19 protein-coding genes are annotated in these 25751 nt (G+C 69.9%); 9 read left to right on the forward strand and 10 right to left on the reverse strand.

The annotated features are described in order from the left end of the window. Nucleotides 1-232: 232 nt before the first annotated feature. Entirely contained in the window at nt 233-619 is a 387-nt protein-coding gene (gene sdhD, locus EPA99_RS00005) for a succinate dehydrogenase, hydrophobic membrane anchor protein (protein WP_129469150.1), read from the reverse strand. Beyond that, a complete protein-coding gene (sdhC, locus tag EPA99_RS00010) occupies nt 616-1002 on the reverse strand; it encodes a succinate dehydrogenase, cytochrome b556 subunit (protein ID WP_129469151.1) in 387 nt (128 codons plus the stop codon). Before sdhC ends, sdhD begins: the two co-directional genes overlap by 4 nt. A gap of 257 nt (nt 1003-1259) precedes the next feature. Here sdhC and EPA99_RS00015 point away from each other — a divergent pair, with 257 nt between their 5' ends. After that, entirely contained in the window at nt 1260-1862 is a 603-nt protein-coding gene (locus EPA99_RS00015; RefSeq protein WP_129469152.1) for a DUF4142 domain-containing protein, read from the forward strand. Nucleotides 1863-2016: 154 nt separating this feature from the next. Here EPA99_RS00015 and EPA99_RS00020 read toward each other — a convergent pair whose 3' ends face one another. From EPA99_RS00020 to EPA99_RS00035, 4 genes are all read right to left on the reverse strand, one after another. Further along, on the reverse strand, nt 2017-4395 hold the full coding sequence (locus EPA99_RS00020; protein WP_164978509.1) for a S9 family peptidase: 2379 nt from the start codon (nt 4393-4395) through the stop codon (nt 2017-2019). Between the two features lie 627 nt (nt 4396-5022). Further along, nucleotides 5023-5946, reverse strand: a complete 924-nt coding sequence (locus EPA99_RS00025; protein WP_129469154.1) for an alpha/beta hydrolase — start codon at nt 5944-5946, stop codon at nt 5023-5025. Nucleotides 5947-6022: 76 nt separating this feature from the next. Further along, the gene (locus EPA99_RS00030) at nt 6023-7420 is read right to left on the reverse strand and encodes an ATP-binding protein (protein ID WP_129469155.1); all 1398 of its coding nucleotides are present in this window, start codon (nt 7418-7420) and stop codon (nt 6023-6025) included. Further along, nucleotides 7420-8085 carry a response regulator transcription factor gene (locus EPA99_RS00035; protein WP_129469156.1) on the reverse strand — a complete coding sequence of 222 codons (666 nt, stop codon included), beginning with the start codon at nt 8083-8085 and terminating at the stop codon, nt 7420-7422. The genes EPA99_RS00030 and EPA99_RS00035 overlap by 1 nt, the downstream gene beginning before the upstream one ends. Nucleotides 8086-8307: 222 nt before the next feature. Here EPA99_RS00035 and EPA99_RS00040 point away from each other — a divergent pair, with 222 nt between their 5' ends. The 6 genes from EPA99_RS00040 (at nt 8308) to EPA99_RS00065 (ending at nt 15415) form a co-directional block, all read left to right on the forward strand. Beyond that, nucleotides 8308-9429 carry an oxidoreductase gene (locus EPA99_RS00040; protein ID WP_241688205.1) on the forward strand — a complete coding sequence of 374 codons (1122 nt, stop codon included), beginning with the start codon at nt 8308-8310 and terminating at the stop codon, nt 9427-9429. A gap of 80 nt (nt 9430-9509) precedes the next feature. Continuing rightward, nucleotides 9510-10925, forward strand: coding sequence for an NTP/NDP exchange transporter (locus EPA99_RS00045; protein WP_129469157.1), 1416 nt, complete (start codon nt 9510-9512; stop codon nt 10923-10925). Beyond that, nucleotides 10922-11713 (forward strand): MipA/OmpV family protein, encoded by a 792-nt coding sequence (locus EPA99_RS00050; RefSeq protein ID WP_129469158.1) that lies wholly within the window; start codon nt 10922-10924, stop codon nt 11711-11713. The genes EPA99_RS00045 and EPA99_RS00050 overlap by 4 nt, the downstream gene beginning before the upstream one ends. A gap of 155 nt (nt 11714-11868) precedes the next feature. Beyond that, a complete protein-coding gene (locus EPA99_RS00055; protein ID WP_206733652.1) occupies nt 11869-12903 on the forward strand; it encodes an SDR family oxidoreductase in 1035 nt (344 codons plus the stop codon). Nucleotides 12904-12939: 36 nt separating this feature from the next. Continuing rightward, on the forward strand, nt 12940-14520 hold the full coding sequence (locus tag EPA99_RS00060; protein WP_129469160.1) for an NTP/NDP exchange transporter: 1581 nt from the start codon (nt 12940-12942) through the stop codon (nt 14518-14520). After that, nucleotides 14438-15415, forward strand: coding sequence for an SDR family oxidoreductase (locus EPA99_RS00065; protein ID WP_129469161.1), 978 nt, complete (start codon nt 14438-14440; stop codon nt 15413-15415). The genes EPA99_RS00060 and EPA99_RS00065 overlap by 83 nt, the downstream gene beginning before the upstream one ends. A gap of 24 nt (nt 15416-15439) precedes the next feature. Here EPA99_RS00065 and EPA99_RS00070 read toward each other — a convergent pair whose 3' ends face one another. Continuing rightward, nucleotides 15440-17416 (reverse strand): M61 family metallopeptidase, encoded by a 1977-nt coding sequence (locus tag EPA99_RS00070; protein ID WP_129469162.1) that lies wholly within the window; start codon nt 17414-17416, stop codon nt 15440-15442. A 109-nt stretch (nt 17417-17525) separates the two neighbouring features. On the opposite strand from EPA99_RS00070, the gene EPA99_RS00075 reads away from it, so the two are divergent. Further along, nucleotides 17526-18152 carry a helix-turn-helix transcriptional regulator gene (locus tag EPA99_RS00075; protein ID WP_129469163.1) on the forward strand — a complete coding sequence of 209 codons (627 nt, stop codon included), beginning with the start codon at nt 17526-17528 and terminating at the stop codon, nt 18150-18152. Between the two features lie 570 nt (nt 18153-18722). Next, nucleotides 18723-19220: a lipocalin-like domain-containing protein gene (locus EPA99_RS00080; protein ID WP_277751637.1), complete on the forward strand. Its 498-nt coding sequence runs from the start codon at nt 18723-18725 to the stop codon at nt 19218-19220. A gap of 169 nt (nt 19221-19389) precedes the next feature. On the opposite strand, the gene EPA99_RS00085 is transcribed toward EPA99_RS00080, so the two are convergent. Genes EPA99_RS00085 through EPA99_RS00095 form a run of 3 tightly spaced genes read right to left on the reverse strand, consistent with a single transcriptional unit; the run spans nt 19390 to nt 25611 of the window. Then, nucleotides 19390-20160, reverse strand: a complete 771-nt coding sequence (locus EPA99_RS00085; protein ID WP_129469165.1) for a YdcF family protein — start codon at nt 20158-20160, stop codon at nt 19390-19392. A gap of 16 nt (nt 20161-20176) precedes the next feature. Beyond that, nucleotides 20177-21658, reverse strand: coding sequence for a lipopolysaccharide biosynthesis protein (locus EPA99_RS00090; protein WP_129469166.1), 1482 nt, complete (start codon nt 21656-21658; stop codon nt 20177-20179). Next, the gene (locus EPA99_RS00095; RefSeq protein WP_129469167.1) at nt 21655-25611 is read right to left on the reverse strand and encodes a non-ribosomal peptide synthetase; all 3957 of its coding nucleotides are present in this window, start codon (nt 25609-25611) and stop codon (nt 21655-21657) included. The genes EPA99_RS00090 and EPA99_RS00095 overlap by 4 nt, the downstream gene beginning before the upstream one ends. Nucleotides 25612-25751: the final 140 nt, after the last annotated feature.

The following is a 25751-nucleotide window of genomic DNA, read 5'->3' on the forward strand; positions in this document are numbered from 1 at the left end:
GCTCTTCCATCCACCCTACGTAGGGTGGATGGCGCTCTTCCATCCACCATCGCGGCGCATCGAACGAAGCGCGCGCGCCCTCACCTCAGCCGTCGCCAAAGCCCCGGTGGGCAAGCTTCGCGTTGCCCACCCTACGTAGGGTGGATGGCGCTCTTCCATCCACCATCACCACAATCGACCGCCGGAGCACCGATATGCATGGCCCACGTGTCAACCCCACCCAACCGAGCCGCTAAGACGTGGAAAACGCCATGCGAAGCACCGAGACCATGCTCACGGCCGCGCACGCGAAGAAGATCGCCCTGTTGGCGATCTGCAGCAGCAGCGACAGCCACTGCATGTGCACGTAATCCTCCAGGATGACCTGAATGCCGAGCATGCTGTGCCAATAGGTGAGCCCAAGGAACAGCAGCAAAAGGATGGTGTTGACCGGCGCGCCCACCGCCTGGACCACCTCGCCAGGGCTGGCAGCGGCCAGGCCGATGACGAACACCGCGAACCAGATCGTAAGCACGCACAGCCCCAGTGCGGTGAGCCGCTGGATGACCCAGTGGTCCAGCCCGGATTTGGCCGAACCCAGCCCCGAGGCGTTCTTCAGCGGCGTCCTCAACCGTGTCATGCCCCTGCCCTCCCCCACGGAACCAGCATCAACAGGGCGGTCAGGGCGAGGCTGCCGATCACCGTGGTCCAGGCCGTGGCCTTGAACGCGTCGATGGAGCAAAACCAGCCCGCGTCCTGCAGCAGGTGCCGCAGCCCGGCCAGCGAATGGAACACCAGACACCAGGTCCAACCAGCCATGAGGACCAGGCCGTACCAGCTGGACAGATGCTGCTGGATCGCCGTCCAACGCAGCGCGTCGCCCTGCAGCGCGAACAGGACGCCTGCGATGGCCACGGCGCCGACGGCCAATACCGCGCCGGTTGCCCGGTTCAAGATCGAGACGACCATCTGGATCTGCCACCGATAGACCTGCAGATGGGGCGAGATCGGGCGTGGCCGCATGGAAAGTCCCTTCAGGTGAGGCGGCGACGGTGCCGGGCCAGGCGCAAGACGCGGATGAAGATCGACAGCGCCGCGGGCGATCGCCGGAAATAATTGCCGCCGCCAACGCGTAAGGCGGCCGCTTGCAGCCGCGCAGGTGCCGGCACTTCTTGCACGCTCACGCGATACGGCCAGACATCGGCCCGGCGCGCCATCGCATTTGCGCTAACACCTTGCGGCCTAGCGTGCCGCTTCCACCTCAGCCAAGGATCTCCATCGTGCGCACGCTCCTCTTCAGCAGCCTCGCCCTGCTTGCCCTGTCCGCCTGCTCGGACAACGCACCGCCCCAGGACAGCACGGGCCCGGCGATGGACCAGCCCTCCAACAATGCGCCCGACCAAGGCAAACCAGGCCCTGCCGCCGGCATGCGCGAGGCGCCGGAGACCACGCTGGCACCAGCCGATGCCGAGGCGCTGGGGCTGGTCTCGGCGATCAACCAGCACGAGGTCAAGACGGCCCAGCAGGCCCAGGGCCGCCAGCTGCCTGCCAAGGTCAACGACTACGCGGCGATGATGATCAAGGACCACACCGAAAACGACCGCGTCATCCACCGGCTGGGCACGCCCGCCCAGAGCGAAGCGGTGCAGGCGCAGAAGGAGAAGGGCGAGGCGGAGCTGGCCGCGCTGGGAACGCGCCAGGACGACTACGCCAAGGCCTACGTGGAAGCGATGATCAAGGGCCACACCGAGGCGTTGAAGACGCTGGACGAGAAGCTGCTGCCCTCGGCGCAGGCGACGGAGGTCAAGCAGCACCTGCAGATGACGCGGGAAGCGGTGGCCCACCACCTGGAAGAAGCCAAGGCGCTGCCGACATTGCCCTGAGCGCCGGCTGCTCCCAGTGCCGTGCACGACGCGATACGGCGCCGTGAGAGCTTCCCCGACCCGCTTGCCCGCAGGGAACATGCGCGGGCGGTGGACGGCCCCCGTCGCCGGACGCCAGCGCACACAGAATCGCGTCAGCCAGGCCCGCCGGCGCTCACTCCGCTGGCGTCGCTGGCGCCTGCTCCAGTCGCAGGTTGAAGTCGTCGGGCGGTTCCTGCCCAAGCAGATGCTCGACAAAGTAGTCCCACATGCGCTGGGTGTAATACGCATCGGTGCGATAGAAGCCATGCGCGCGATTGGGCAGGTACATCAGGTCGTAGCGCTTGTTGGCCTTGGTCAGCGCGTCGATCAGCTGCAGCGTCACCGCCGGCAGCGCGTTCTCGTCCAGATCGCCGTAGACCAGCATCAGCTTGCCCTTCAGCCGGCCGGCCAGGGGCGACATGTCCAGCGCGGCATAGTTGTCCGGCACCGCCGTTGGATCGGGCGCGCTGCTGCGTCCCTTGCCGTAGTCGGGGATGGGGAACACCGCTTCCACCGGATAAAAGCCCTGGAAGTTCTGCGGACCGGCCGAGGACACGGCCACCTTGAAGAACTCCGGATAGGTCAGGATGGCACGCGCGGAGGTGTAGCCGCCGAAGGAATGGCCATAGATGCCGACCCGCTCCAGATCGAAGCTGCCATAGCGCTGCGCCAGCTGGCGCAGGCCGGCGACGTGGTCGGCCAGCTGCGGCTCGGCGAAGGCCGCGTAGCTGGCCTCGTTGAACGCCTTGGAGCGGCCGGGCGTGCCTCGCCCATCGATCGTCACCACGATGAAGCCCAGCTCGGCCAGGCTGGCGCGCGAGCGCGGGTTCATGGCCAGCACCGCCTCGGGATAGCTGGCCGGTGCGCTGGTCACCTGTGGCCCGCCGTAGATCGCGTCGATCACCGGGTAGCGCTTGCCGGCCTGCATATCCGGCGGAAAGTACACCGTGCCCCAGATGGGGGTGCGGCCATCGGCCGAGAGGAGCTTCACCCGCGTGGGCGCACGCCAGCCGGCGGCGGCCAGCGCGGACACGTCGGCGGTTTCCAGCGTGTGCAGGATGCGGCCGTCGATCGCCGAGCGCAGCACCGTCACTGGCGGTTGCTCCAGCGAGGAGTAGCTGTCGATCAGCACCTGCCCGTCCGGCGACAGGCCTGCGTTCTGCGCCGAGCCGGCCACGGCGTTGCCCATCGGTCGTGCGCGCACCACGTGCACGCCAGGCTCCGGCGTCAGCAGCGTCTCTCTGCCGCCATCGAGCGGGACGCTGTACACACGCACGTGGTAGGCGTCGGCATCTTCATCGGTGCCGCCGGCGGTGAAGAACAGGCGCCGGGCCTGCTCGTCGACGCCAATGACATCGCGCACGGTCCGCTCGCCGCTGGTCAGCTTGCGCTTGAGCGCACCGCTGCGCAGATCGTAGAGGTAGAGCTGGCCCCAGCCATCGCGCTCGGAAAACCAGACCACCTCGTTGCTGCGCTCCAGCACGCGCACGTTCGGCGGGTTGTAGATGAAGGCGTTGAAGCGGCCCAGGATCGGCGTGGCCTCGCGCACCGCCAGCCGGGTACGGCCGCTGGCCAGGTCGATCTCCACCAGCGCACGCTCGCGCTGCCCGCGCGTCACCGCCAGGCCCCAGGCCCGGCGCAGGTCGCCGGACCAGGCGAACACCGTGTCCATGAAGCTCCAGCCCTCGGGCAAGTCCAGCACGGTCTTGCGCTTGCGGGCGATATCGAACAGCGCCACCTCCTGGCGACCGCGCTCGGCATCGCCCAGCAGCGGGATGCGCGGCTGCCACAGCTTCGGACGGAAGCTGCCATCCTGCGGCACCGACTCCAGAAACGGGTACGGACGCACGGCGCGCTCATCCACGCGCTCACTCAGCAAATAGCGGCTGTCCGGCGACCAGTCCAGCCCCACCGGCGGCAGGGGCTGGCGCGCCCGCATGCGCGGAATGGCGAACAACGAGGTGCCTGGTGCTGTGCCGTAGGCGAAATGCGCCACGCCGTCATCGGTCAGCGCCAGCGGTTCGGCATCGCCCTGCTGCAGCCACAGGTTGTGGCCGCGGACGAGAACGCCCTGCTGCCCGTCCGGCGCGCTCAGCACGCCCGGCCGCTCAGGCGTGCCGGCGCTACTGCTGCAGCGGCCATCGGCGCGTTGGCAACGCAGGACGCGGTCGGCCAGGGTGACGGTGACATCCTTGGCACTGATCGCGGTCACCGGCAGCGGCTGCGGCAGCTCGGCCTCGCCCAGGCGCTGCTGCAGCCCCTGCCGCAGCAGGCGCGGGTCGATGGCCGGCTCGCGTTTGCCGGACGCGGTCTCGACGATCACCCATTCGGGGCCATCACGTCCGTCGCGCTGGTACCAGAAGCGCTTTCCCCCTTCGATCCAGTGCGGCACCACGGTCGCGTTCTCGATCGCCCCTGCCAGGTTGGCATCGAGCACCCGCTCGGCCCGTGCGTAGGCCCCGGACATCTGGTCCTGTGCACGGGCCGTGTGCGGCAGCGCTACCGCCAGCAACAGGCCTCCGGCAATACGCGCCCACCGCCAGGATCCGCTTGCAGCCAACATCATCGCGTCTGAGTCCTTCATCGGCACCCGTCATGGGCAGACATTGCAGGCTGCACCATGCTGCGCAGCCATGGCGGGCCGCTGCTGGATCCAGGGGCCTGGAAGGCCCCCTTAGCCCGGGCGCAGCTTGATCGCCTGCATCCAGCCTAGACCGATACCCAGCGAAAGGGAAAGCGCAAGCGCGCGATCTCCACGTCCGCCGCAGCTGCAGGGCGCGGCAGGCGCGGCGTGGATCGCACGGTTTCCTCGCGCCGCGCATGCGCTGCAGGTCCGATTCTCCAACGCCCGCGGCGCCGTGCGCGTGGTTTGCATCGAAGGCTTTCTGTGCATGCCCATTGCTCCTCATGCCGTGGGGTCGATCGCCCGGACCCAAGTGAGCGGCCCGGCGCCGGCACGCACCGCCGATGTGGTGTTGCCGTCGCAGGGACATTGAACCTGCGCCGTTTTAAGCCAGCTTTAAGCGCCGACTGGGTGGCGCGCTTTCATGCCGCCATGGTCTTTCCACGCAGGCCTGGGATCGAAGTCTCCAGGCGACGTGCGTGCTCGGCTGGCGCAGAAACCCAAGGCGCCGCGGCGCTAGGCATCCAGGTGCCGGGAGAAGAACGCGGCCAGGCGAGCGACCGCGGGCTCGACATACTGCGGCACGTGGTACAGGTCGTAGTGTCCGGCACCCTCGACCACATAGAGGTCCTTGTCCGTTGCCGGTGAGCGCTCATACAGGCGCCGACCGGCTTCGTACTGGCCGGTATTGCCGCGCTTGCCGCCGACCACGACCTGCAGCGGCTGGGTCAGCAGGTCCGGCACCAGGTCGAAGGCATTGAAGCTGAGCAGCTGCGCATAGCTGGAGAACAGCAGGCGGTTGGTCGACCCGGGGTGCCGATAAGACGACTCGCGATAGAAGCCCACCGCCTCGAGCAGCTCCGGGTCGCTCACGCCTTCGGCCTGCGCCTGCTGCAGGCTGTCGGGAATCCACGCATTGCGCCTGTGCGCGCCGCCACGAGCCTCGTGGGTGCGCTGCCAGCCCACGGCGCGCAGCGTGTCGGCCATGCCCTTGGCCGCGGACATGTCGCGAAAGGCCTGGCCGATATCGTTGGCCACCACCGTGCCGACCGCCTTGACACGATGCTCGGTGAGCGCGGCCTTGATCGCATAGCCGCCACCGGCGCAGATACCGAGCAGGCCGACCCGCTCCTCGGCCACGAACGGCCGCGTCATCAGGTAGTCCACCGCGCAGCGGATGTCCTCCACGCGCACGGCTGGGTCCTCCAGGTCCCTGGGCTGGCCACCGCTGGCACCCTGGTAGGAAGGATCGAAAGTGAGGGCGATGAAGCCCGCTCGCGCCAGCCGGCTGGCGTAGACCGCGCCGATCTGCTCCTTGACGCTGCTGCCCGGGGTGGCGATGACGAGCGCGGGATAGGATCCGGCGGCATCGAAGCCGGTCGGCAGATGCAGATCCGCGGCGACCGTGATGCCTCTGTTGCTGAAGGACACGTGTTCCATGACCACTCCTCCGCCTGTGTCGGTTGCCTGCAATGACGTCACGCACGTGCGAACCCGCTGACGGTCCTGGCCCGCGTTACCGAGCCCGGCTGGCCTGCGCAGTGCGCTCGCCCGCCGGGAACTGGATCTCCACGCCGAAGCCCCGCCCACCCAGGCCGGAGCCGCAGCGCAACTGGCCCCGGTGCGAGGCCACCACGCGCTCGACCAGCGACAAGCCCATGCCGATGCCGTGCGCACGCCCGGCCGCGCCAGCGCGATAGAAGCGCTCGAACACCCGTTGCCGGTCCGCCTCGGCGATGCCCGGCCCGTCATCGGCCACGATCAGCACCGCCTGGCGCTGGTCCTGTGCTTCCACCAGCTGGGTCTGCAGCTTGACCCGCGTGCCGGGACCGCCGTGGCGCAGCGCGTTGTCCAGCAGGTTGCGCACCAGGATGCCCAGGTCGTCGATGTCGCCCTGCACCGGCACGCTGACCACGTCCACGTCGATGCGCTGGCCCGAGCGCTGCGCCAACAGGTGGAACTCATCGGAGACCATGCTGACCACCAGGCCGAGGTCCACATCCTGCGCGCGCGCCGGTGCGCTGCCGGCCTCCACCCTGGCGCTGTCCAGCAACTGCTGGGCCAGGCGCGAGGTGCGCTCGATCCCGGTGATGAGATGGTCCAAGGCTTCCTTGGACTCCTGCTTGCTGCCCGCATGCTCCAGCACCTGCGCCTGGGCCAGCAGCGCGGCCAGCGGCGTGCGCAGCTCGTGCGCGGCCTCGCTCAGGAACGCGCGCTCGCGCTGCATGGCATGGCCCAGGCGCTGCATCAGTCCGTTGAAGGCGCCCACCAGCGGCGCGAATTCGCTGGGCAGGCCCTGCTGCGGCACCGGCGCAAGATCCAGCTCGGCGCGCCTGGCCAGCTTGCTGCTGAGCCTGCCCACCGGCCGCAGCGACCAGTGGATCACCAGCCAGATGGCGATCCCGATCACCAGCAGCAATGCTACCGCGGTCACCAGGCTCAGGCGCAGCCAGCGTTGCAGCTCGGCCTGCAAGGCCGCCTGCGGCAAGCCGACCTGCACCTGCACGCGCCCGTCGTCGTCGCTGACGGAAAACACCCGCCAGGCCGCGCCTGCGATGGTCGTGTCCGCGTAGCCGTCCTTGAAGTCGCTGGACATCGGGTGCGGCGGCGCCGGCTTGGACGAGAGCAGCCGGCGCCCGGTGCCGCGCTCCCACACCTGAAAGCCCAGCGCGCCGAACTTGCCGCCGGTCGGGGCCATCTGGTCCTGCAGCGAGAACTGCCGCTGCTGGCCGGCGGTGCCGATGTCCGCCGGCATGGACAGCAGGATCTGCTCGGCCACATTGCGCAGCATGCCGTCGATCTCGCCGCATTGCCGCGTGGTCATCTGCACGAACTGGATGACGAACCAGCTGGCCCAGGCGGCCAGCAGCACGCCGGCCAGCGTGATCAGCAGGCGACTGCGCAGCGAGCGCATCACCTCTCGTCCCCGACGCGATAACCGAAGCCCAGCTCGGTGACCACCACATCCTCGCCAAGCTTGCGGCGCAGCTGATGCACATAGACCGCCACGGTGTTGCTGCCGACCTCGGCATCGCCACCGTACAGGCGGTCCTGCAGCTGGTCCCGGCTCAGCACCCGGCCCTTGGCCTCGAACAGGGTCAACAGGATGCGGAATTCGTTGGCGGCCAGGCCCACGCGCGCGCCGCGACGGCTCACCGTGCGCGCGGCCGGGTCGATCTCCAGGTCGCGCCAACGCAGCAGCGGGGTGACATTGCCGGTGCTTCGCCGCAGCACCGCGCGCAGCCGCGCCAGCATCTCATCGCGCTGGAAAGGTTTGACGATGTAGTCGTCGGCGCCGGCATCCAGGCCGCGCACGCGGTCGCTGAGCTGGTCGCGCGCGGTGATGATCATCACCGGCGTGGGGTCGTAACGCTGGCGCATGGTGGACAGCACCTCCAGTCCCGATGCGCCGGGCAAGCCCAGGTCCAGCAGCACCGCGATGAAGGCATGGTCCACCAGTGCGGTCCTGGCGCATTCGGCATCCATGCAATGCACCACGCGCCAGCCCTCCTGGCCAAGCGCGGAGGTCAGCGCGCGACCCAGCATCGGATCGTCTTCGACCAGCAGGATGGATTCCATGGAACGGCTTCCCAGCGACGGACGCCGAGTGTGATCGGCCCGAATTAAGAACCGATTAAGTGCGGCGCAACAAGAAGATCCGCGCGCGTTCCCTTTGCTGGAAATTCTCGATTGGCGCCAGTGCGAGGCCTTAAACCCGACTTAATTCCATCGGCAAAAACTCCGGCTCGAGCACGGGGCAACACCGCGTGCTTTCTCCCATCCACTCGACGAGCCAAGCACATGATCCAGTCCTCGAACATCAACGCAACACCGCACCTACGCAGCGATCGCCGCGCCGCTGGCATGGCCCGGCGCGATGGCGTGGTGGCCATGCTCCAGCGCATCGGTCTGATGGCGTTGAGCGCCGTCGGTCTTGTGGCCTGCTCCACCGGTGGATCGGTCGCCGCCGATCAGCCCAATGCGGACTGGGGCGTCAAGGACATCCCTTCGCAGCAGGGGCGCGTGTTCCTGGTCACCGGCGGCACCAGCGGCATCGGCTACGAAAGCGCCAAGGCGCTGGCGGCGGCCGGCGCGCAGGTGGTGATCGCCGCGCGCGGTGCCGAGCGCGGCGCGCAGGCCATCGCCAACATCCGCCAGGCAACGCCCGACGCCCGGGTGCAGTTCCAGGAGCTGGACCTGGGCGACCTGGATTCGGTGCATGCGCTGGCCGCGCGGCTGAACCAGACGCTTCCGCGCCTGGATGGGCTGATCAACAACGCCGGCCTGATGGAGCCGCCGCAGCGCCTGGTGTCGGCCGATGGCCTGGAGATGCAGTTCGCGGTGAACTATCTCGGCCACTTCGCCCTCACTGCGGACCTGCTGCCGCTGTTGCGCAAGTCGCAGGCGCGGGTGGTCACCTTGTCCAGCATCGCTGCCGCGCACGGCGGGCAGATCCACCTGCAGGACCTGCAGTTCGAGCGCGAGTACGACGCCGCGCAGGCCTACAGCCAGTCCAAGCTGGCCTGCCTGATGTTCGCGCTTGAACTGCAGCGCCGCAGCGATGCGGCCGGCTGGGGCATTCAGAGCATTGCCACGCACCCGGGTGTGTCGCGGACCAACCTGCTGGCCGAACGCGGCGGCATGTCCGGCTTCGTGCGCCGCAACCTGCCCTTCCTGTTCCAGCCCGCGCCCGCCGGGGCCGTGCCCACGCTTTACGCGGCCACCGCGACACAAGCGCGCGGCGGCCAGTACTACGGCCCCACCGGGCTGATGGAAACGCGCGGCCCGCTGGGTCTTGCGCAAGTCCCGGAGGCGGCCAGGGACGCGCGGGTGTCCAACCAGCTGTGGCTGATCAGCGAACGCTTGAGCGGCACCGGCTTTCCGTCCTTGAGCAGCGACGGCGCGCGCGCCGGCATGCACTAAAGCCCGCCCTCTCCCTCGCCGCGACAGCCCCACGTCAATGCCGATGCGCGCACTGGCGTGCCCGCACAGGAACCTGCCACATGTCTTCCATCCAAGCCAATGGTGCCCCCCGCCCGGGGCGCCTGCAGCGCCTGCTCAACCTGCGCGCCGGCGAGACCGGTCCGGTGCTGGTCGCCACCTTGCTGTTCTTCCTGGTGTTGACCGCGCTGATGCTGCTGCGGCCGGCGCGCGATGCGCTGGGCATGGAACGCGGCATCGAGAACATCCGCTGGCTGTTCCTCGGCACGGCCCTGGTCACCCTGGCGGTCAATCCGCTGTTCGGCTGGCTGGCCAGCCGCCTGCGGCGCCTGTCGCTGGTGGCGGCGACCTACGGGTTCTTCGTGGTCAGCCTGGTGGGTTTCTGGGTGCTGTTGATGTTCGCGCCGCAGGCGGTGGGCCAGCGCAGCGGCCAGGTGTTCTACGTCTGGTTCAGCGTGTTCAACCTGTTCGTGACCATGGTGTTCTGGGCGCTGCTGGCCGATCGCTTCAGCCGCGACCAGGCCAAGCGCCTGTTCGCGCTGATTTCGGTGGGCGGCACGCTGGGCGCCATCGCCGGTCCGTGGCTGACCTCGCAGCTGGCCCAACCGCTGGGCACGGCCAGCCTGCTGATCATCGCCGGCGCCCTGCTGGTGCTGGCCGTGGCCGCGGCGTGGTGGCTGTTCCACCTCTCCTCCGACCGCGCATACCAGGACCTGGCCGGCAACGCAGCCGCGCCCTCCACTCGAATCGGTGGCCACGCCTGGGCCGGCCTGCGTCAGGTCTTCCGGTCGCGTTATCTGATGGGAATCGCCGGCTACATCCTGCTGATGACGCTGCTGGCCACGTTGATCTACTTCACGCGCCTGCAGATGGTCGCGGCGGCCGCCGAGGACATGGACGCGCGCGCGGCGATGCTGGGCAACATCGACATGTGGACCCAGGTCGCGGTGCTGGTGCTGCAGCTCACCCTGACCGGCAAGATCATCGGCAGGTTCGGCCTGGGCGTGGCGCTGGCCCTGCTGCCCGCGGCCACGGCCATCGGCTTCATCGGCCTGGCCGTGTACGGCTCCTTCGCCGTGCTGATCCTGCTGGAGGCAAGCAATCGCGCCGTCCAGCGCGGCATCACCCGGCCGGCACGCGAGGCGCTGTTCACCGTGTTGCCGCGGGAAGACAAATACAAGGCCAAGGCCTTCCTGGACACCTTCGTCTATCGCAGCGGCGATGTCATCGGCGCGCAGGCCGAAGGCCTGCTGGGTCGCCTGGGCATGGCCATGGGCAGCCTGATCGGCGTGGTCATTCCGCTGTCCCTGCTCTGGGCCGCGCTCGGCCTGTGGCTGGGTCGCGCGCAAACGCGCACGAGCGCCGCAAGCGAAGCACCCCCGCTCCCATCGCGTCGCACCGCCGCGCCACACGAGCGCCAACCGCTCCACCCCGCATCCCCCCGCCGCCCCACCCCCGTCCCCGGAGAACACCCATGAAGATCACCATCGCCGCCACATTCGCCAGCCTGGCCCTGTCCACCCTGCCGCTGGCGGCCATTGCCCAGCAGGCGCCGCGCAGCCAGGGCCAATGGTCCATCGGCGCCGCTGCCGCGCTCATCGACAGCCCCTACGCCGGCGAAGGCACGCGTGTGCGCCCCTTCCCGCTGGTCAGCTACGAGGGGGAGCGCTTCTTCCTGCGCGGCATCTCCGGAGGCATGCATCTGTACCGCAACGAGGGTTTCCGGCTCGACGCGCTGCTCTCGGCCCGCCTGTACGGCTTCGACATCGACGACCTGGGCCGCCGCGAGCTGGCGGCCAACGGCCTGGATGCCGACCTGCTGAGCGATCGCGACGACGGCATCGATGCCGGCTTTCGCGCGGTCTACGGCGCCACCTGGGGCTCGCTCACCCTGGATGCGCTGCACGACATCTCCGATACCCACCGGGGCTACGAGCTGGCCCTGGACTATCGCTACACCTGGCTGCTGGACCGCACCGCGCTGACCGTCAACGCGGGCAACAGCTGGATGTCGGCGAACCTCTCCGACTACTACTTCGGCACGCTGGACGAGGAAGTGGCGCGCGGCGTCACCGCCTACCGCCCGGGCTCGGTACGGATCCCACGCGTGGGCCTGACGGTCATGCACCCGCTCGGCGCCAAGTGGCAGCTGATGGCCTCGGCCGAGTACCAGTTCCTGCCCAACGACCTGCAGGACAGCCCGCTGCTGGAAGCGGACCGCAACGGCATGGGGCGCCTGGTCCTGGGCCTGAGCCGGAGCTTCTGAGGCGCCCGCCCCCTGGCCGCCACCACCACACCCACGCCCACCCAGCGCGCCCAGGCCAGGCGCTGGATCGGCGTGCACCCCGATCTTCACTCACCAGGAGTCAACCCATGGAGTCCCAGACCACACCCCAGCCTTTACACCGCGGCGGCCTTCGCATGCGCCGTCGTTCCCTGCTCGCGCTGGCGCTGTCCCTCGGCAGCGTGCTCGCGGCCGGCCAGGCCATTGCGCAGTCGGCGCCCTCGCCGCAGTGGAGCGTGCGCGACATGCCCTCGCAGCAGGGACGCACTTTCCTGGTCACCGGCGGCACCAGCGGCATGGGCTACGAAGACGCCAAGGCCCTGGCCGCGGCGGGCGGCACGGTGATCATCGCCGCGCGCAACCCAGAACGCGGCCGCGAGGCGATCGAGCAGATCAGGCAGGACGTTCCCGAAGCCCAGGTCCGCTTCGCCACGCTGGACCTGTCCGACCTGGCCTCGGTGCGCGCCCTGTCCACCCAGTTGAAGGCCTCGCTGCCGCGGCTGGATGGGCTGATCAACAACGCCGCCATCATGGCGCCGCCGCAGCGCGGGGTGAGCGCCGACGGCCTGGAGCTGCAGTTTGCGACCAACTATGCCGGCCATTTCCTGCTGACCGCCGAACTGCTGCCGCTGTTGCGCAAGTCCAGCGCCGCGCGCGTGGTGACCGTGTCCAGCATCGCCGTCCACCAGGGCCGCATCGACTTTGAGGACCTGCAGTCGGGCAAGGCCTATCAGGCCTTTCCCGCCTACGCGCAATCCAAGCTGGCCTGCCTGATGTTCGCGCTGGAACTGCAGCGGCGCAGCCAGGCCGGCCACTGGGGCATCACCAGCCTCGCCGCGCACCCGGGCGTGGCGGTGACCGAACTGGTGGCGCGTGGGCCCGGCCTGGAAAGCGACCAAGGCCGCCAGTGGTCGGCCAACCGCGCGCACTTCCAGAGCGCCGCGCAAGGTGCAGTGCCCACCCTGTACGCCATGACCTCGCCCCAGGCGCAGGGCGGGGCCTACTACGGCCCCACCGGCCCGCGGGAGATCGCCGGGCCGCTGGGCCTGGCCAGTGTGCCCGCCGCGGCGGGCGATACCGCGGCGGCCGCGCGCCTGTGGACGGTCAGCGAGCAACTCACCGGCGCGCGCTTTCCAGACGCGGGCGCTGCCGCCACGCCTGCCGGCCGCTGAGCCAGACACGCCCATGACATGCCTGCAGGTCCACGCATGATCCGATTCGTACGCCAACCCGCCGCGGCACTGCGCAGGCTCATCGGTCTGGAGCGTGGCGAGACCGGCCCGACGCTGACGGCCGCGGGCCTGTTCTTCTGCGTACTGACCGCGCTGATGCTGCTCAGGCCGGTACGCGATGCAATGGGGCTGGAACGCGGCATCGAAAGCGTGCGCTGGCTGTTCCTCGGGACCGCGCTGGTGACCCTGGCGGTCAACCCGGTGTTCGGCTGGCTGGTCAGCCGACTCCGGCGGGCGCACTTCATCGGCGTGACCTACGGCTTCTTCGCCTTGAGCCTGTGCGCCTTCTGGAGCTTGCTGGCCTTCGCGCCAGGCGCGGTGGGCCGCGCCAGCGGCCTGGTGTTCTACGTCTGGTTCAGCGTTTTCAACCTGTTCGCCACCACGGTGGTCTGGTCATTGCTGGCCGAACGTTTCAGCAGCGCGCAGGCCAGGCGCCTGTTCGCGCTTATCGCCATGGGCGGAACGCTCGGCGCCATCACCGGGCCCTGGCTGACCTCGCAGCTGGCCGGACCGCTGGGCATCCCGGGGCTGCTGCTGGTCGCTGCCGGCTTCCTCGGCCTGGCCATGCTCGCTGCGACCCGGCTGATGCGCGGTGGGTCGGGCCTGCACCCGGCGCATGGATCGGACCGCGCCGCCTCGCCGCACGATCCTGCCGCGCGCATCGGCGGCAGCGCCTGGGCCGGCCTGCGCGCCATCTCCGGCTCGCCGTATCTGGCCGGGATCGCCGGCTACGTGCTGCTGGTCGCGGTGATGACCACCTTCGTGTACTTCACGCGTCTGCAGATGGTCGCCGAGGTGGCCGCGGACATGGCCTCGCGTGCGGCGCTGCTGGGCCGCATCGACATGTGGACGCAGATCGTCGTGCTGGGGCTGCAGCTCACCCTGACCGGCAGGATCATGCGCCGCTTTGGCGCCGGCGTGGCGCTGGCGGCACTCCCGCTGGCCACGGTCGCCGGCTTTATCGGCCTTGCCGTCTCCGGCTCGTTCCTGGCCCTGGTGTTGCTGGAAGCGTCCCACCGGGCGGTGGAACGCGGAATCGCAAGGCCAGCACGCGAAAGCCTGTTCACCGTGGTGTCCCGCGAGGACAAGTACAAGGCCAAGGCCCTGATCGACACCTTCATCTACCGCGGCGGCGATGTCCTGGGCGCGCAGAGCGAGGGCCTCATTGCCCGCCTGGGCATGGCCGGCGGCGCGCTCTTGGCGGTGACCGCGCCGCTGGCGCTGCTCTGGGCCGCGCTGGGGCTGTGGCTGGGGCGTGCCCATGCCAGGGCGAGTGCGTCGACGCCACGGCATGCGCCTGCACCGACGTCCAGCGCGACGCACATCGACCCTTCCGATGCCACGACGCATTCGCCCACACCACCGCGCGGCCAATCCGCTGCGCTGATCCCGACCGCAGGCCAGGCCAGTGCCACGCCGACCGGACCTGCGCGTCGAACAGCCTTCCCATTCCAACGACCAACGAGCCATACCCATGAGCAACTGGAACGCCTCCGCCATCCCCTCGCTGCAGGGCAAGACCGCCGTGGTCACCGGTACCGGTGGACTGGGGCTTGAGTGCGCCATCGCGCTGGCACGTGCCGGCGCGCACGTCATCCTGGCCGGGCGCAACGCCGCCAGGGGCGCGGCCGCCAGCAGCCACATCCGCCAGGCCATTCCCGATGCGAAGGTCGGCTTCGAGGCGCTGGACCTGGCCAGCCTGGACTCGGTCGAAGCCTTCGCCGCGCGGCTGCACCTGGGAGTTGCGCTGTCCGCCTCCGGGGGCAAGCTGGACCTGCTGATCAACAACGCTGGGGTGATGACGCCGCCCCAGCGCAGGCAGACAGCCAACGGCTTCGAACTGCAGCTGGGCACCAACTATCTGGGGCATTTCGCCCTGACCGCGCAGCTGCTGCCCTTGCTCAGACGCGCCAGCGAGCCACGCGTGGTGACCGTCTCCAGCGTCGCCGCGCGCGCCGGAGCGCTCAATTTCGAGGACCTGCAGTCCAGGCGTGCGTACAAGCCGATGGTGGCCTACAGCCAGTCCAAGCTGGCCTGCCTGATGTTCGCGCTGGAACTGCAGCGGCGCAGCGATGCTGGCCACTGGGGCGTGCGCAGCATCGCCGCCCATCCGGGCGTGTCCCGCACCGACCTGCTCACCAACGGCGCCGGGCCCTGGAGCGCGGCGGGCCTGGCCCGGCGCCTGCTGTGGTTCCTGTTCCAGCCCACGGCGCAAGGCGCCTTGCCGACCCTGTATGCGGCCACAGCGGCGGCCGCGCGGGGCGGCGGCTACTACGGTCCGGACAGGCTCGGCGAAACGCGGGGTCACCCCACCGAGGCCAGGGTCCCCACGCAGGCCCTGGATCGGGCCCAGGCCGAGCGGCTGTGGCGTACCTCCGAACAACTCACCGACAGCTTCTTTCCCGCCACGCCGGCAGCGCAGGCGGCGGGCGCGGACACGGTGCGCCCCTGAGCGCGCCGTGCACTGTCGCCGGGATCACTTCCGGGCGGCGGAAGCCGGCCCGGTATCGACGCCGGCCAGCAACTGGGAAAGCCGATCGGGCGTTCCAGGCCTCCTTTCCAGCCGCGGATATCGCAGGCCACCGCGATAGCGCAGCGTGGCCGTCGAACGCGTGGCTTCCAGTAAATAGTCCAAGGCCAGGGCGCGCCCGTCGTCCTCTGCGATGCGCGCGTGCAGCCTGGCCAGCGAGAAAGGCGCGCCATCCAGCGACAACAGCCTGGCGCCCGGCGCCAGGCCAGCTTCGAAGGCAGGCGAATCCCACAGCACCGAGCGGACCACGCCCTCGGCCGTGACCACCATGCCCACCGAGTAGGTCAGGTCGCTGGCGGCAAGCTCGCGCTCGTGCTGGCGGAAGACCTCGCTTGGCTGCGGGCCGAACGCGAGCGACCAACCGGCCCTGGCCAGCCCGTCCAGCACCACCGGCGTATGCGCATCCAGGCGGGCATCCAGGTAGGCGGACCAGTCCAGGGGCATCACCGCATCCAAGGTCCGGCAGACCTCATCGAAGCCGTACAGGCGCGGACGCTCCGCGGCCTGGACCGCGAAGAACCGGCGCGCGAAGTCGTCCAGGCCCAGGCGCCCGTTGGAGCGCTCGCGCAGGGTCATGTCGACATCCAGCCACAGCAGCACGCCCTCGGTGTAGTAGTCCTTCCTGCGCTGCCATTCCGGCCAGATGGTGGCGCGGCCGGTGACGTAACGCGGGTCGTGGACGGTATCGCGCAGGCTCTTCCAGGCGCGGCCGTTGGCCACCTGTACTTGCGCCGCATCCAGCGCGAGCCGGTCCAGCGCATCCTGGCGGCCACGCAGGCCGCTCCTGGCCGCCAGCACCCGGCCCCAGAACTCGGTCTGCCCCTCGTAGACCCACAGCAGGTCGTTGCGGATCGGCAGGTTGGGGGTGGGCGTCCATTGCCCATCGGGCACCCGCGCACGCCCGTTCCAGGCATGCACGTGCTCGTGCGCGATCAGATCCAGGTTGTTGAGCTGCGCGGCGTGGTCGCGAAAGAAATCCGCGGGCAGGTAGATCTCGGCCGAGTCGGCGTGTTCGATACCCCCGCTGGCAAACGCGTCGCTCAGCACCACCATCGCATCGAAATGCCGATACGGCGCCGGGCCGAACACCGCATGGGTTTGCCCGACCAGGCCACGCAGGCGCGCGATGTCCTGCGGCGTGGTCTCCACCGCTTGCCTGCTCTCGGCCAGCAGCTGAAGGCGCAGCGGCGGCTGCCCCGCCTGGCCCAGCTCCAGGGAGCGCAGGTGCCGCGCCGCGATCAGCGGCGCATCCAGCAGCGTCTCCAGCGAGGTGGCAGCCACATCGAGCCGGTCCTCGCCGGCCACCTTGGTCTGCAGTGAGGTCACCGGCTTCAACCCGGGCGGCAGGCTTAGTTGCGCGTGCACCGCGATGTTGCGGGCGAACCAGCCGGCCGGATAGACCAGCAGCCGCTGCCACTGCACGACCACCAGATCCGCACGCAGCAAGGCATCGCCGGCCCGGGTCACGTACTGGAATTCGACCTCCAGGGTATCCACGCCCGCGGGCACCTGGACGTGGAAGGCGTGCATGTCCAGCACGTCGCGTCGCCACTCGAGGCGTTGCGGCCCGGCACGCACCACCAGCCCGGCCAGCTGGGCCACCGACACGCTGGGGCCATGGCTGGAGGGCTCCCATTCCGGATAGAGCAGGGTCAGCGGCCCGGGGCCCTGCACCGGCAGGGTCTGCCGGACGCGGAACAGTCGATGCCGGATATCGCGGGCATCGACTTCCAGTTCGATCGTGCCCGCGAAGGGGCGGTCTGCGGGTGCGGCGATCGGCGACGCGTCGGCTGCCGCGTGCGCTGGCACCGGCAGCGTTGCGCTCGCCAGGGCCAGCATCGACACCAGCCCCAGCAGAAGCCGGTGCCACGCCATGTCGTCCCTGCCCTGCTTCATCGCCGCCTCGAAGATCGCGCCGATCATCCGGCGAAGCAAAGGCTAACGAGCGCATTTACATTCTGTCAATTGGATACACTTTGTAAAATCCGAACGCCAGCGCTACGCTGTAGCGGCCTTCACCACGGCCCGCCCGATGCCTGCAACGCGCAAGCCCGACCCTCCCCTGGCCGCTTATTTCGCGGTCGCCGATGCCATCGCCCTGCTGTTCAAGCCGCATGTGGAGGTCGTGGTGCACGACCTGCGCAGCATGACCATCGCCCATATCGCCAATCCCTTCGGCAAGCGCAAGGCCGGCGACAGTTCCCGCGACGAGCGCTTCCCGGACAAGACCCTGGAGCAGCCCGTCATCGGCCCTTACCGGGCGCGCGGCGCCGACGGACGCAACATGCGCTCGGTGACCGCGGCGCTGCGCCAGGGGCGCTCCCCTGCGCACGGCATGCTGTGCATCAACTTCGACGTCGCGCTGCTGGAGCGCGTGCAGGACAGCCTGGCCGCGCTCGCGTTCCTGCCCGCGCCGCCGGAGCCGCAGACCTTCTTCCACGACAGCTGGCGCCAGGCCCTGGAGCAGATCGTCGCTCGCCACGAGGCGGCCACGGGCATGTCGGCGATGGCGCTGGACGCCGCCGGCCGCCGGGCGCTGATCGTGCAGATCCACCAGGCCAGGATCCTGGACGTGCGCAACGCCGCCCCGGCCGTGGCCGGCCGCCTGGGTATCTCGCGCGCCTCGCTCTACAAGTACCTCAGGGAGCTGCGCGACTGATCTGAATGTCCAGCAAGCCCAAGGGATTCTGTGGGAGCGGCTTCAGCCGCGAAGGGGCTTTCCCGGAGAGCCCTTCCGCGGCTTTTGGACCCAGGCCCCAGAGTGGCGCCCACCCCGCAACAGGTAATCGCTCGCTTGTCTCGGAAGTAGCAAGCCCATGGCGTTCGCGTAGACCTGATGCCGGGCATCAGCTCCCGTGCCCGGGTGTCGGAGATGGCCCGCAATGGATTGCCATCGCAGCCTCCGTGAAATCCCGCACCGCCTTATCTCGGTGAAACGTGCAGGCGCTCGGCGACCCGTCGCGCATTGGTGATGAATCTTCACTGCCCCATGCGGCTCCCGGGCGCTTCTGGCGACAGCCTTCGATGCCTAGAGTGGATCGCAGCCGGACACATGGCCACACCGGAAGGTGTTGTCCACCCTACGTAGGGTGGATGGCGCTCTTCCATCCACCATCGCCGCGGAACAGAAGGCGCAGGCATGGTCCCACCGCCTCGCTGCAGGTCTCACGGCAGATCCGCCTCGCACAGGAGCATCCGCAGCATGCGCTTTCGTTCCGTTTTTCTCGCAATGGCGTTTGCCGTATCGACCGCGCTCAGCGCGCAGCCGCCCGCACACAACCAGCTCGTCGGCACCTGGAGGATGCTGTCTGCCACCCTCGAGGCCGACGGCCAAACGCGCCCCGCCTACGGGCAGTCACCCCAGGGCCTGCTGGTGTTCACCCCCGACCTGCACTTCGTGGAAGTGCTGACCGATGGCGACCTGCCCCGCTTCGCCTCCGATGCGCGCGGCCAGGGAACCGATGCTGAAAACCGCAGGGCCATGGCCGGCAGCATCGGTTTCTTCGGCAGCTACACGGTCGATGCGCGTGGCGCCTTCAGCGGCAACCGGGTGGAAGGGGCCACCTTTCCGAACTGGGTGGGCAGCGTGCGCACCGTCAAGGAGCTGAGCCTGACGGTGGTGGGCGACCGCATGACCGAACGCTTCCGGCGACCGGAAGGCACCGAGATCCGGATCGAGTGGCAGCGCGTGAGCATCGGCGAGCAGCGCACCGGCGGGACACGCTGAGCGCCCGCCGCGTGCACCCTGGTCGGGGCACGCACTGGTCCAACTCCGCGGCGTTGGAAGGCAGAAAAGAGCGCAGAGGAACGAGGAACGAGGAACGAGTGGCGACCTGCGCATTGCCGCGATTCACTCGTTCCTCGTTCCTCTGCACTCGTTCCTCGCTTCAAACCCCTCAATCCGCAGCGCGCGCCGGCATCGGCTCCCACCAGGTCAGGAACCAGTACCAGACGATGCCGATCAGCTCGTGCAGGGCCGCCTCGGTCCCGGCCACGCCGGTCCTGGACGGGATGAACATGGTGGGAAAGCGCAGCGGCACGCGCATGCTGTCCGAGGGCAGCATGCAGCTGGCAAAGCCCGCCTGCGTCATGGCGTAGCGCGCGCGCGGCACGTGCACGGCCGAGGTGATCACCACCACCTGGCGCGGCACGGCCGGCTTCATCTGCAGCATGTTCAACGCGTTGTCCCAGGTGTTCTGCGACTCGGTCTCGGTGCGGATCGCCTCGGCCGGCACGCCCAGCCGCCCCAGGTAGACCTTCATCAGCGCGCTTTCCGAAGGCGCTTGCGGGGTCCAGCCGCCGCCGGCCACGACCAGGGTGCGCCCTGCCCAGGCGTGCCACCACTCGGCGGCGCGCTCGGCACGCTGGCGGCCGCTCATGCTGATCACCGAGATGTCCTGGGCATCGCGCGGTTCGCGGTCCAGCCCGCCGGAGAGCACCACCGCGGTCGGCCGATCGGTGCAGGCCGGCACCTGCAGCGGGGCTTCGATCAGCGCCAGCAGTGCATCGGCCGTGACCGGCATCATCGCCACGGTGGAGATGCCGATGCCGGCCACGGCCAGGCGCCCCAGCCAGCGGCGCGCGCGCTTCCACAGCAGAGCCACCGCGCCCACCAGCACGCTGGCCAGCAACCAGGCCAGCGGCGACAACCAGAACCACCACCACATGCGATGACCTCCCGTCTCAGCCGCGATGACGCAGCTGCACGACCCAGCGGCGCATGCGCGGATCGCTCAACACGCTGCCGCCATACAGCAGCGCCCACAGCCCACCGGCGGCGAACAGCCGCAGCCACACGTTGTCCCAACCGCTGATACCACTGGTCCGCAGCGCCACCCAGAACAGGCCCGCACCCAGCACGGCGGTGACCACCGCGCGCAGGTCCGGCCAGGCGCGCAGCTCGCGCGGGCACAGCCACCAGCCCGACAGGCCAAGGAAGGCGTAACAGACCGTGGTGGCGTAGACCGCGCCCATCAGTCCCAGGCTCGGCACCCACCACAGGTTCAACAGGATGTTGCCGATGGCGGCGATCAAGGTCAGCGCCAGCACCGTCATCGAGCGCTTGTGCAGCAGCAAGCCGTAGCCGGCGATATCGAACAGCGGATACAGCGCGTACTGCGCGCCGATCCAGGCGAACACCGGACCAGACATGGCCTTGTCCGGCCCGCTGACCGCCACGATGGCATCGGTGGCCACGCAGGCGATGGCCACCGCCACGCCGATGGCCGCATAGGTCATCGGGAACAGCACCTGGCGCTTGAGCGCGCGCACCGCCGCCGGGCCTTGGGTCTCGAAGCGACGGTTGGCCACCGGTACGAAGGATTCGGACAGCGTGGCATGCATCAGCATGCTGACCTGCAGCGCCAGCGAGTAGCCGATGGTGTAGATGCCCACGGCCGCGTAGTCGCCGGTCAGCGACTTGAGCATGACCCGGTCGATGGAGATCAGCAGCACGGTGGCGATCTCGTTGATCACCAGCGGCATGCCATAGCGCACCGACTGGGCGAAGGCGCGCATGTCCAGCTCGCTGCGAGCGAACTGCAGATGACGCAGCACCCAGCGCAGGTAGAAAGCCACCACCAGCCCGGCGGCCAGCAGCTTGCCGCCATAGGCGGCCAGGGCCGAGCGTTCCAGCAGCAGCACCGCGCCGACCATGCCGGCCAGCTCCATCCAGCGCCAGATCACGCGCGTGCCGCTGAGCAGGTCCGAGCGTTCCCCGGCGCGCAGCACCATCTGCACCAGGCTGATGAACACGTTCAGCGGGATGGCCAGCAGCGCGCACCACAGGATCGGCGAAAGCGTCAGCGCGCGCGCCCAGGCCACCCCGCCGACCACGGCGATGCCGACCGCCCACACCCCACCGGACACCAGCAGCGGCAGCAGGAACAGGTTGGTGGAGAAGCGGCGCATCGCCTGCGCATCGCCGCCGTAGGGATAGAAGCGCACGATGGCGTGCTGGGCGCCCAGCTTGGCCACGGCGATGGCGATCATCACCCAGGTCTCGTAGTAACCCAGGATGCCGTACTGGGTGTTGTCCAGCAGCCGCGTGAGCAGCGGGAAGGACACCAGCCCGGCCAGCATGACCAGCAACCCGCTGCTGGCATAGCGCAGGAAATGGGTACCGACGCCGACGCGGGCCGGCGCGCGCTGGGCGGCCATGGTCATGCGCGCGTGGAGGACCGCAGTGCCGCGTCCAGGCAGGCGCGCAGGCTGCGCGCCGCCTCCGGTTGCTCGATGAAGTCCTCGTGCGTGCCGGGCAGGCGGTGGACCAGGACTTCGCCATCGACCCAGCCCTGCCAGCCCAGCGTCGCGTCCCACGATGCCCCCTCGCCGCTGCGCAGCAGGGTCACCCCACCGGCATAGCGACGCGGCCTGTAGTCGCGCAAGGCCCGGCGGTGGGCCTGTTCCACGCGGCGCAGGCGCAGCTCGGTTTCCGGCGCGGTGCTGGCAGAGCGCCAGCGCCGCAGGGCCTGCCAGGCCGCGCGCAGGCGGAAGCGCAGGCGCAGCGCCAGGCGATCGGGATGCCGCAGGGCCGAGGCCAGCGCATGCCAGTGCAGCGAAGCGGGCAGCACCCCCGGAGCGCGCGTGTCGAGCATCACCAGCAGGCCCACTTCATTGCCCGCCGCGCGCAGCCTGCGGGCGATTTCCAGGGCGATGATCCCACCCATGGAACCACCGCCGAGCAGGTACGGGCCCTGCGGCTGCAGCAGGCGGATATCGCGCATGTAGAGATCGGCCATGTCATCGATGGAAGACAACGGCAGCTCCGGCCCCTGCAGGCCACGCGCCTGCAGGCCGTACACCGGCTGGTCAGGCGGCAGACCGTTCAGCAGCGGCAGATAGTTGAGGACATTGCCGCCCACCGCATGCACCAGGAACAGCGCCGGACGGCGCATGCCGGCGCGCAGCGGCACCGCCAGCCGTGGCGGCTGACCGGGCGCGGCGGACGTGGCGGCCTGCTGCAGCGCCTGGGCCAGGCCGGCGATGGTCGGGTGCGCGATCAGCGCCGCCAGCGGAAGCTCCACGCCGTAGTCGCGCGCCAGGTCGGCGAACAGCCGCACCGCCAGCAGGGAGTGCCCGCCCAGCGTGAAGAAATCCTCGTCGCGACCGGGCAGCGCACCGCCGAGCAGCCGCGACCAGCGCTGCTGCAGGTCCGCTTCCAGCGCCGAGCGCGGCGCCTGGTCGGCAGCGGCTGCCGCGGGCGGTGGCGCCGGCAGCGCGCCGGGTGCCGGCAGCGCGCGGCGGTCGATCTTGCCGTTGGGGGTCTTGGGCAGCGCCTCCAGGACCCGCACGTGGTGCGGGCGCATGTAGGCCGGCAGGGCCACGCCCAGCGCCTTGCGCAGGGTGTCGGCCAGCGTTGCCTCGGCGCCCTGGCGCGCGGCGGCGTACAGCACCAGCACCTCGTCATCGCCGGGATCGCGACGCACCACCGCCACGCATTCGCGCACCCCGGCCACCTGCAGCGCCGCTGCCTCGATCTCGCCCGGCTCGATGCGATAGCCACGCAGCTTGATCTGGTCGTCGGCCCGCCCCTGGAACAGCAGCGCATCGCCCACCCGCCGCCCCAGGTCGCCGGTGCGGTACATGCGCGCCTGGCCACCGGCGAAGGGATCGGGCAGGAAGCGCTCGGCAGTGAGTTCGGGCGCATCCAGGTAGCCATCGGCCACGCCGGCCCCGCCGATCCAGATCTCGCCGATGGCGCCGGGCAGCAGCGGCTGGCGCAGCGCGTCCAGCAGGTACAGCCGGGTCTGCGCGATCGGCCGCCCCAGCGGCACCTGCGCCTGGCCCGGCCGTACCGGGTGCAGGCTGGACCACACCGTGGTCTCGGTGGGCCCGTAGAGATTCCACAGGTCGCAGCCCAGCGCGCACACGCGCTGGGCCAGCGCCGCCGGCAGGGCCTCGCCACCCACCAGCATGCGCAGGCCCTCGAACACCTCCAGCTGCCCCACGTCGGCCATCAGCGCCAGCATCGAGGGCGTGGTCTGGAACACCGTGCATTGGTGGCGCGTGATCAGCCGGCACAGCGCGGCCGGGTCGCGATGCTCGGCATCGTCGGCGATCACCAGCTGCCCGCCGCTGATCAGCGGCAGGTACAGCTCCAGCGCGGCAATGTCGAAGGACAGCGTGGTGGCCGCGCACAGCACGTCCGCCGCCGCGAACCCGGGCTGGTCGCGCATGCTGCACAGGAAATTGGCCAGGTTGCCATGGGTGATGCGCACGCCCTTGGGGCGCCCGGTGGAGCCGGAGGTGTACAGGACATAAGCCAGCGCCTCGGGCGAGGGGTGCGGCAAGGCGCCCGCCGGCTCCGGCCCGTCCAGCAACGCGGCCACGTCCAGCAGGGTGCGGCCCTGGGCCAGCGCCGCCGGCAGCGGCGCCTGGGTGTCCATGAGGATGCGGCTGAGCCCGGCGTGGTCGGCCATGTACACCAGCCGGCTCTCGGGAAAGGCCGGGTCCAGCGGCACGTAGGCCGCCCCGGCGCGCAGGATGCCCAGCACCGCCAGCAGCATGTCCACCCCGCGCGGCAGGCTGACGCCGATGCGCTCGCCGCGGCGCACCCCGGCCCGCAGCAGGGCGCCGGCCAGCTGCCGGCTGCGCAGCTCCAGCGCGCGGTAGTCCAGCGCCCCCGCGCCGCTGCGCACGGCGATGGACCCGGCATGGCGCTGGCAGGCCGCTTCCAGCATCTGCGTCAGCGTCCACCCTGGCTGCTCGTCGGCCAGGCAGGGCGGCGGCGCATCGTTGACCCAGGCGAAGTCCGCCAGCGCGCGCGGGCCCACCAGTTGGACGCTGGCCGGCGTGGCCTGTGCGTCATCGACCAGTGCGTCCAGGATGCGCAGGTAGGCCTGCCCCCAGCGCTGCACCGTGGCCTGGCTGTACAGCGGGACGGCGTGGTGGATGTTGAGCGTGACCCCATCCGGGCCCGGGTTCCACAGGAACACCAGCTCCCAGGCGCTGTGCTGGCGCGGCGGGGCTTCCAGTCTTGCCTGCACCGGCCCGAACGCCAGGCGCCGCATCGCCGGGGCCAGGTTGACCAGGTTCTCCACCAGCAGCATGCGGCCGGGCTCGCGGCGCAGCGGCAGGTGCTGGACGATGCGTCCCAGCGAAATATGCTGGTGCGCGGCGGCTTCCTGCATGGCCTGGTGCACCTGGGCCACCAGCGCCTGCAAGGGCTGGCCCGGCTGCAGGCGGATGCGCAGGGGCAAGGTGTTGTCGGTATCGCCGACCACGCGAGCATGGCCGCCCGCGGCCGCGGCGCCGGCGAACGGCACGCCGCAGACCAGGTCGGTCTGGCCGCTGAGCCGTTGCATCAGCACGCAATAGGCACTGAGCAGCAGGCTGAAGCGGGTGGTGCCGGCGCGCCGGGCGGCGCCACGCAGGGCGTCCCAGCGCTCGGCGGCAAGTTCCAGCTGCACATGCCCGCTGCGAAAGTCCAGCTCGGCGCCGCGCGGTGCATCCACCGGCAAGCGCAGCGGCTCGGGGAGCTCGGCGTACACGGACTGCCAATAAGCCAGGCAACGGCGACCCTCCTCGCCATCGCGGATGCCGCGCTCGCGGGCGACATAATCGGCCCACGGCATGGCCGGCAGCGGCGCGCGGGCGTCCTGCCCGATCCGCAGCGCGTACTCGGCCGACAGCTCCTGCAGGGTCAGCCGCAGCGACCAGCCATCCAGGATCAGGTGATGGGCCACCAGCAGCAGCCGCGCATGCTGCGGCGAAAATACGAACAAGGTCGCCCGCAGCAGCGGCGGCTCGGCGGGATCGAAAGGGGCCAGCATGCGCAGCGTGCGCTGCTGCAGCCAGTCCGGCTCCGGGTCCGGGGAATCGGAGAGGTCCAGGCATTCCAAGCGGGCCTGGCAGGGCGGCTGGTAACGCTGGTGCAGCCCGTCCTCGGTGAAGGCCATGGCCAGCACCTGGTGTCGCGCCACGACGGTGTCGAAGGCCTGCGCCAGCGCCTGCGCCTGCAGGGGCCCGTCCAGGACCAGCTCGACCGACTCGCCGAAGGCCTGCCCCGCCTGCACGGCATAGCGCGTGCCCAGCCATTTTTCCGCCTGCGCATCGGTCAACGGAATGCAGTCCCCCGCATTCAGCTGGCTGCCGCCCGGCTGTGTCCCCTGATCCAACCGCCATCCCCTGTTGCTGTTCGCCTGGTGACTCCCAGTCACCCTTCACAGGCCCTTATCGGCGCCAGGCGCTTACGGTCCTGTTCGACGACATTTCCCCGTTCAAGCCACAATGAACGCAAGTCGTGGTCGTCACCGGA

This window comes from Pseudoxanthomonas composti, from assembly GCF_004122095.1.
Lineage (GTDB): Bacteria > Pseudomonadota > Gammaproteobacteria > Xanthomonadales > Xanthomonadaceae > Pseudoxanthomonas_A > Pseudoxanthomonas_A composti.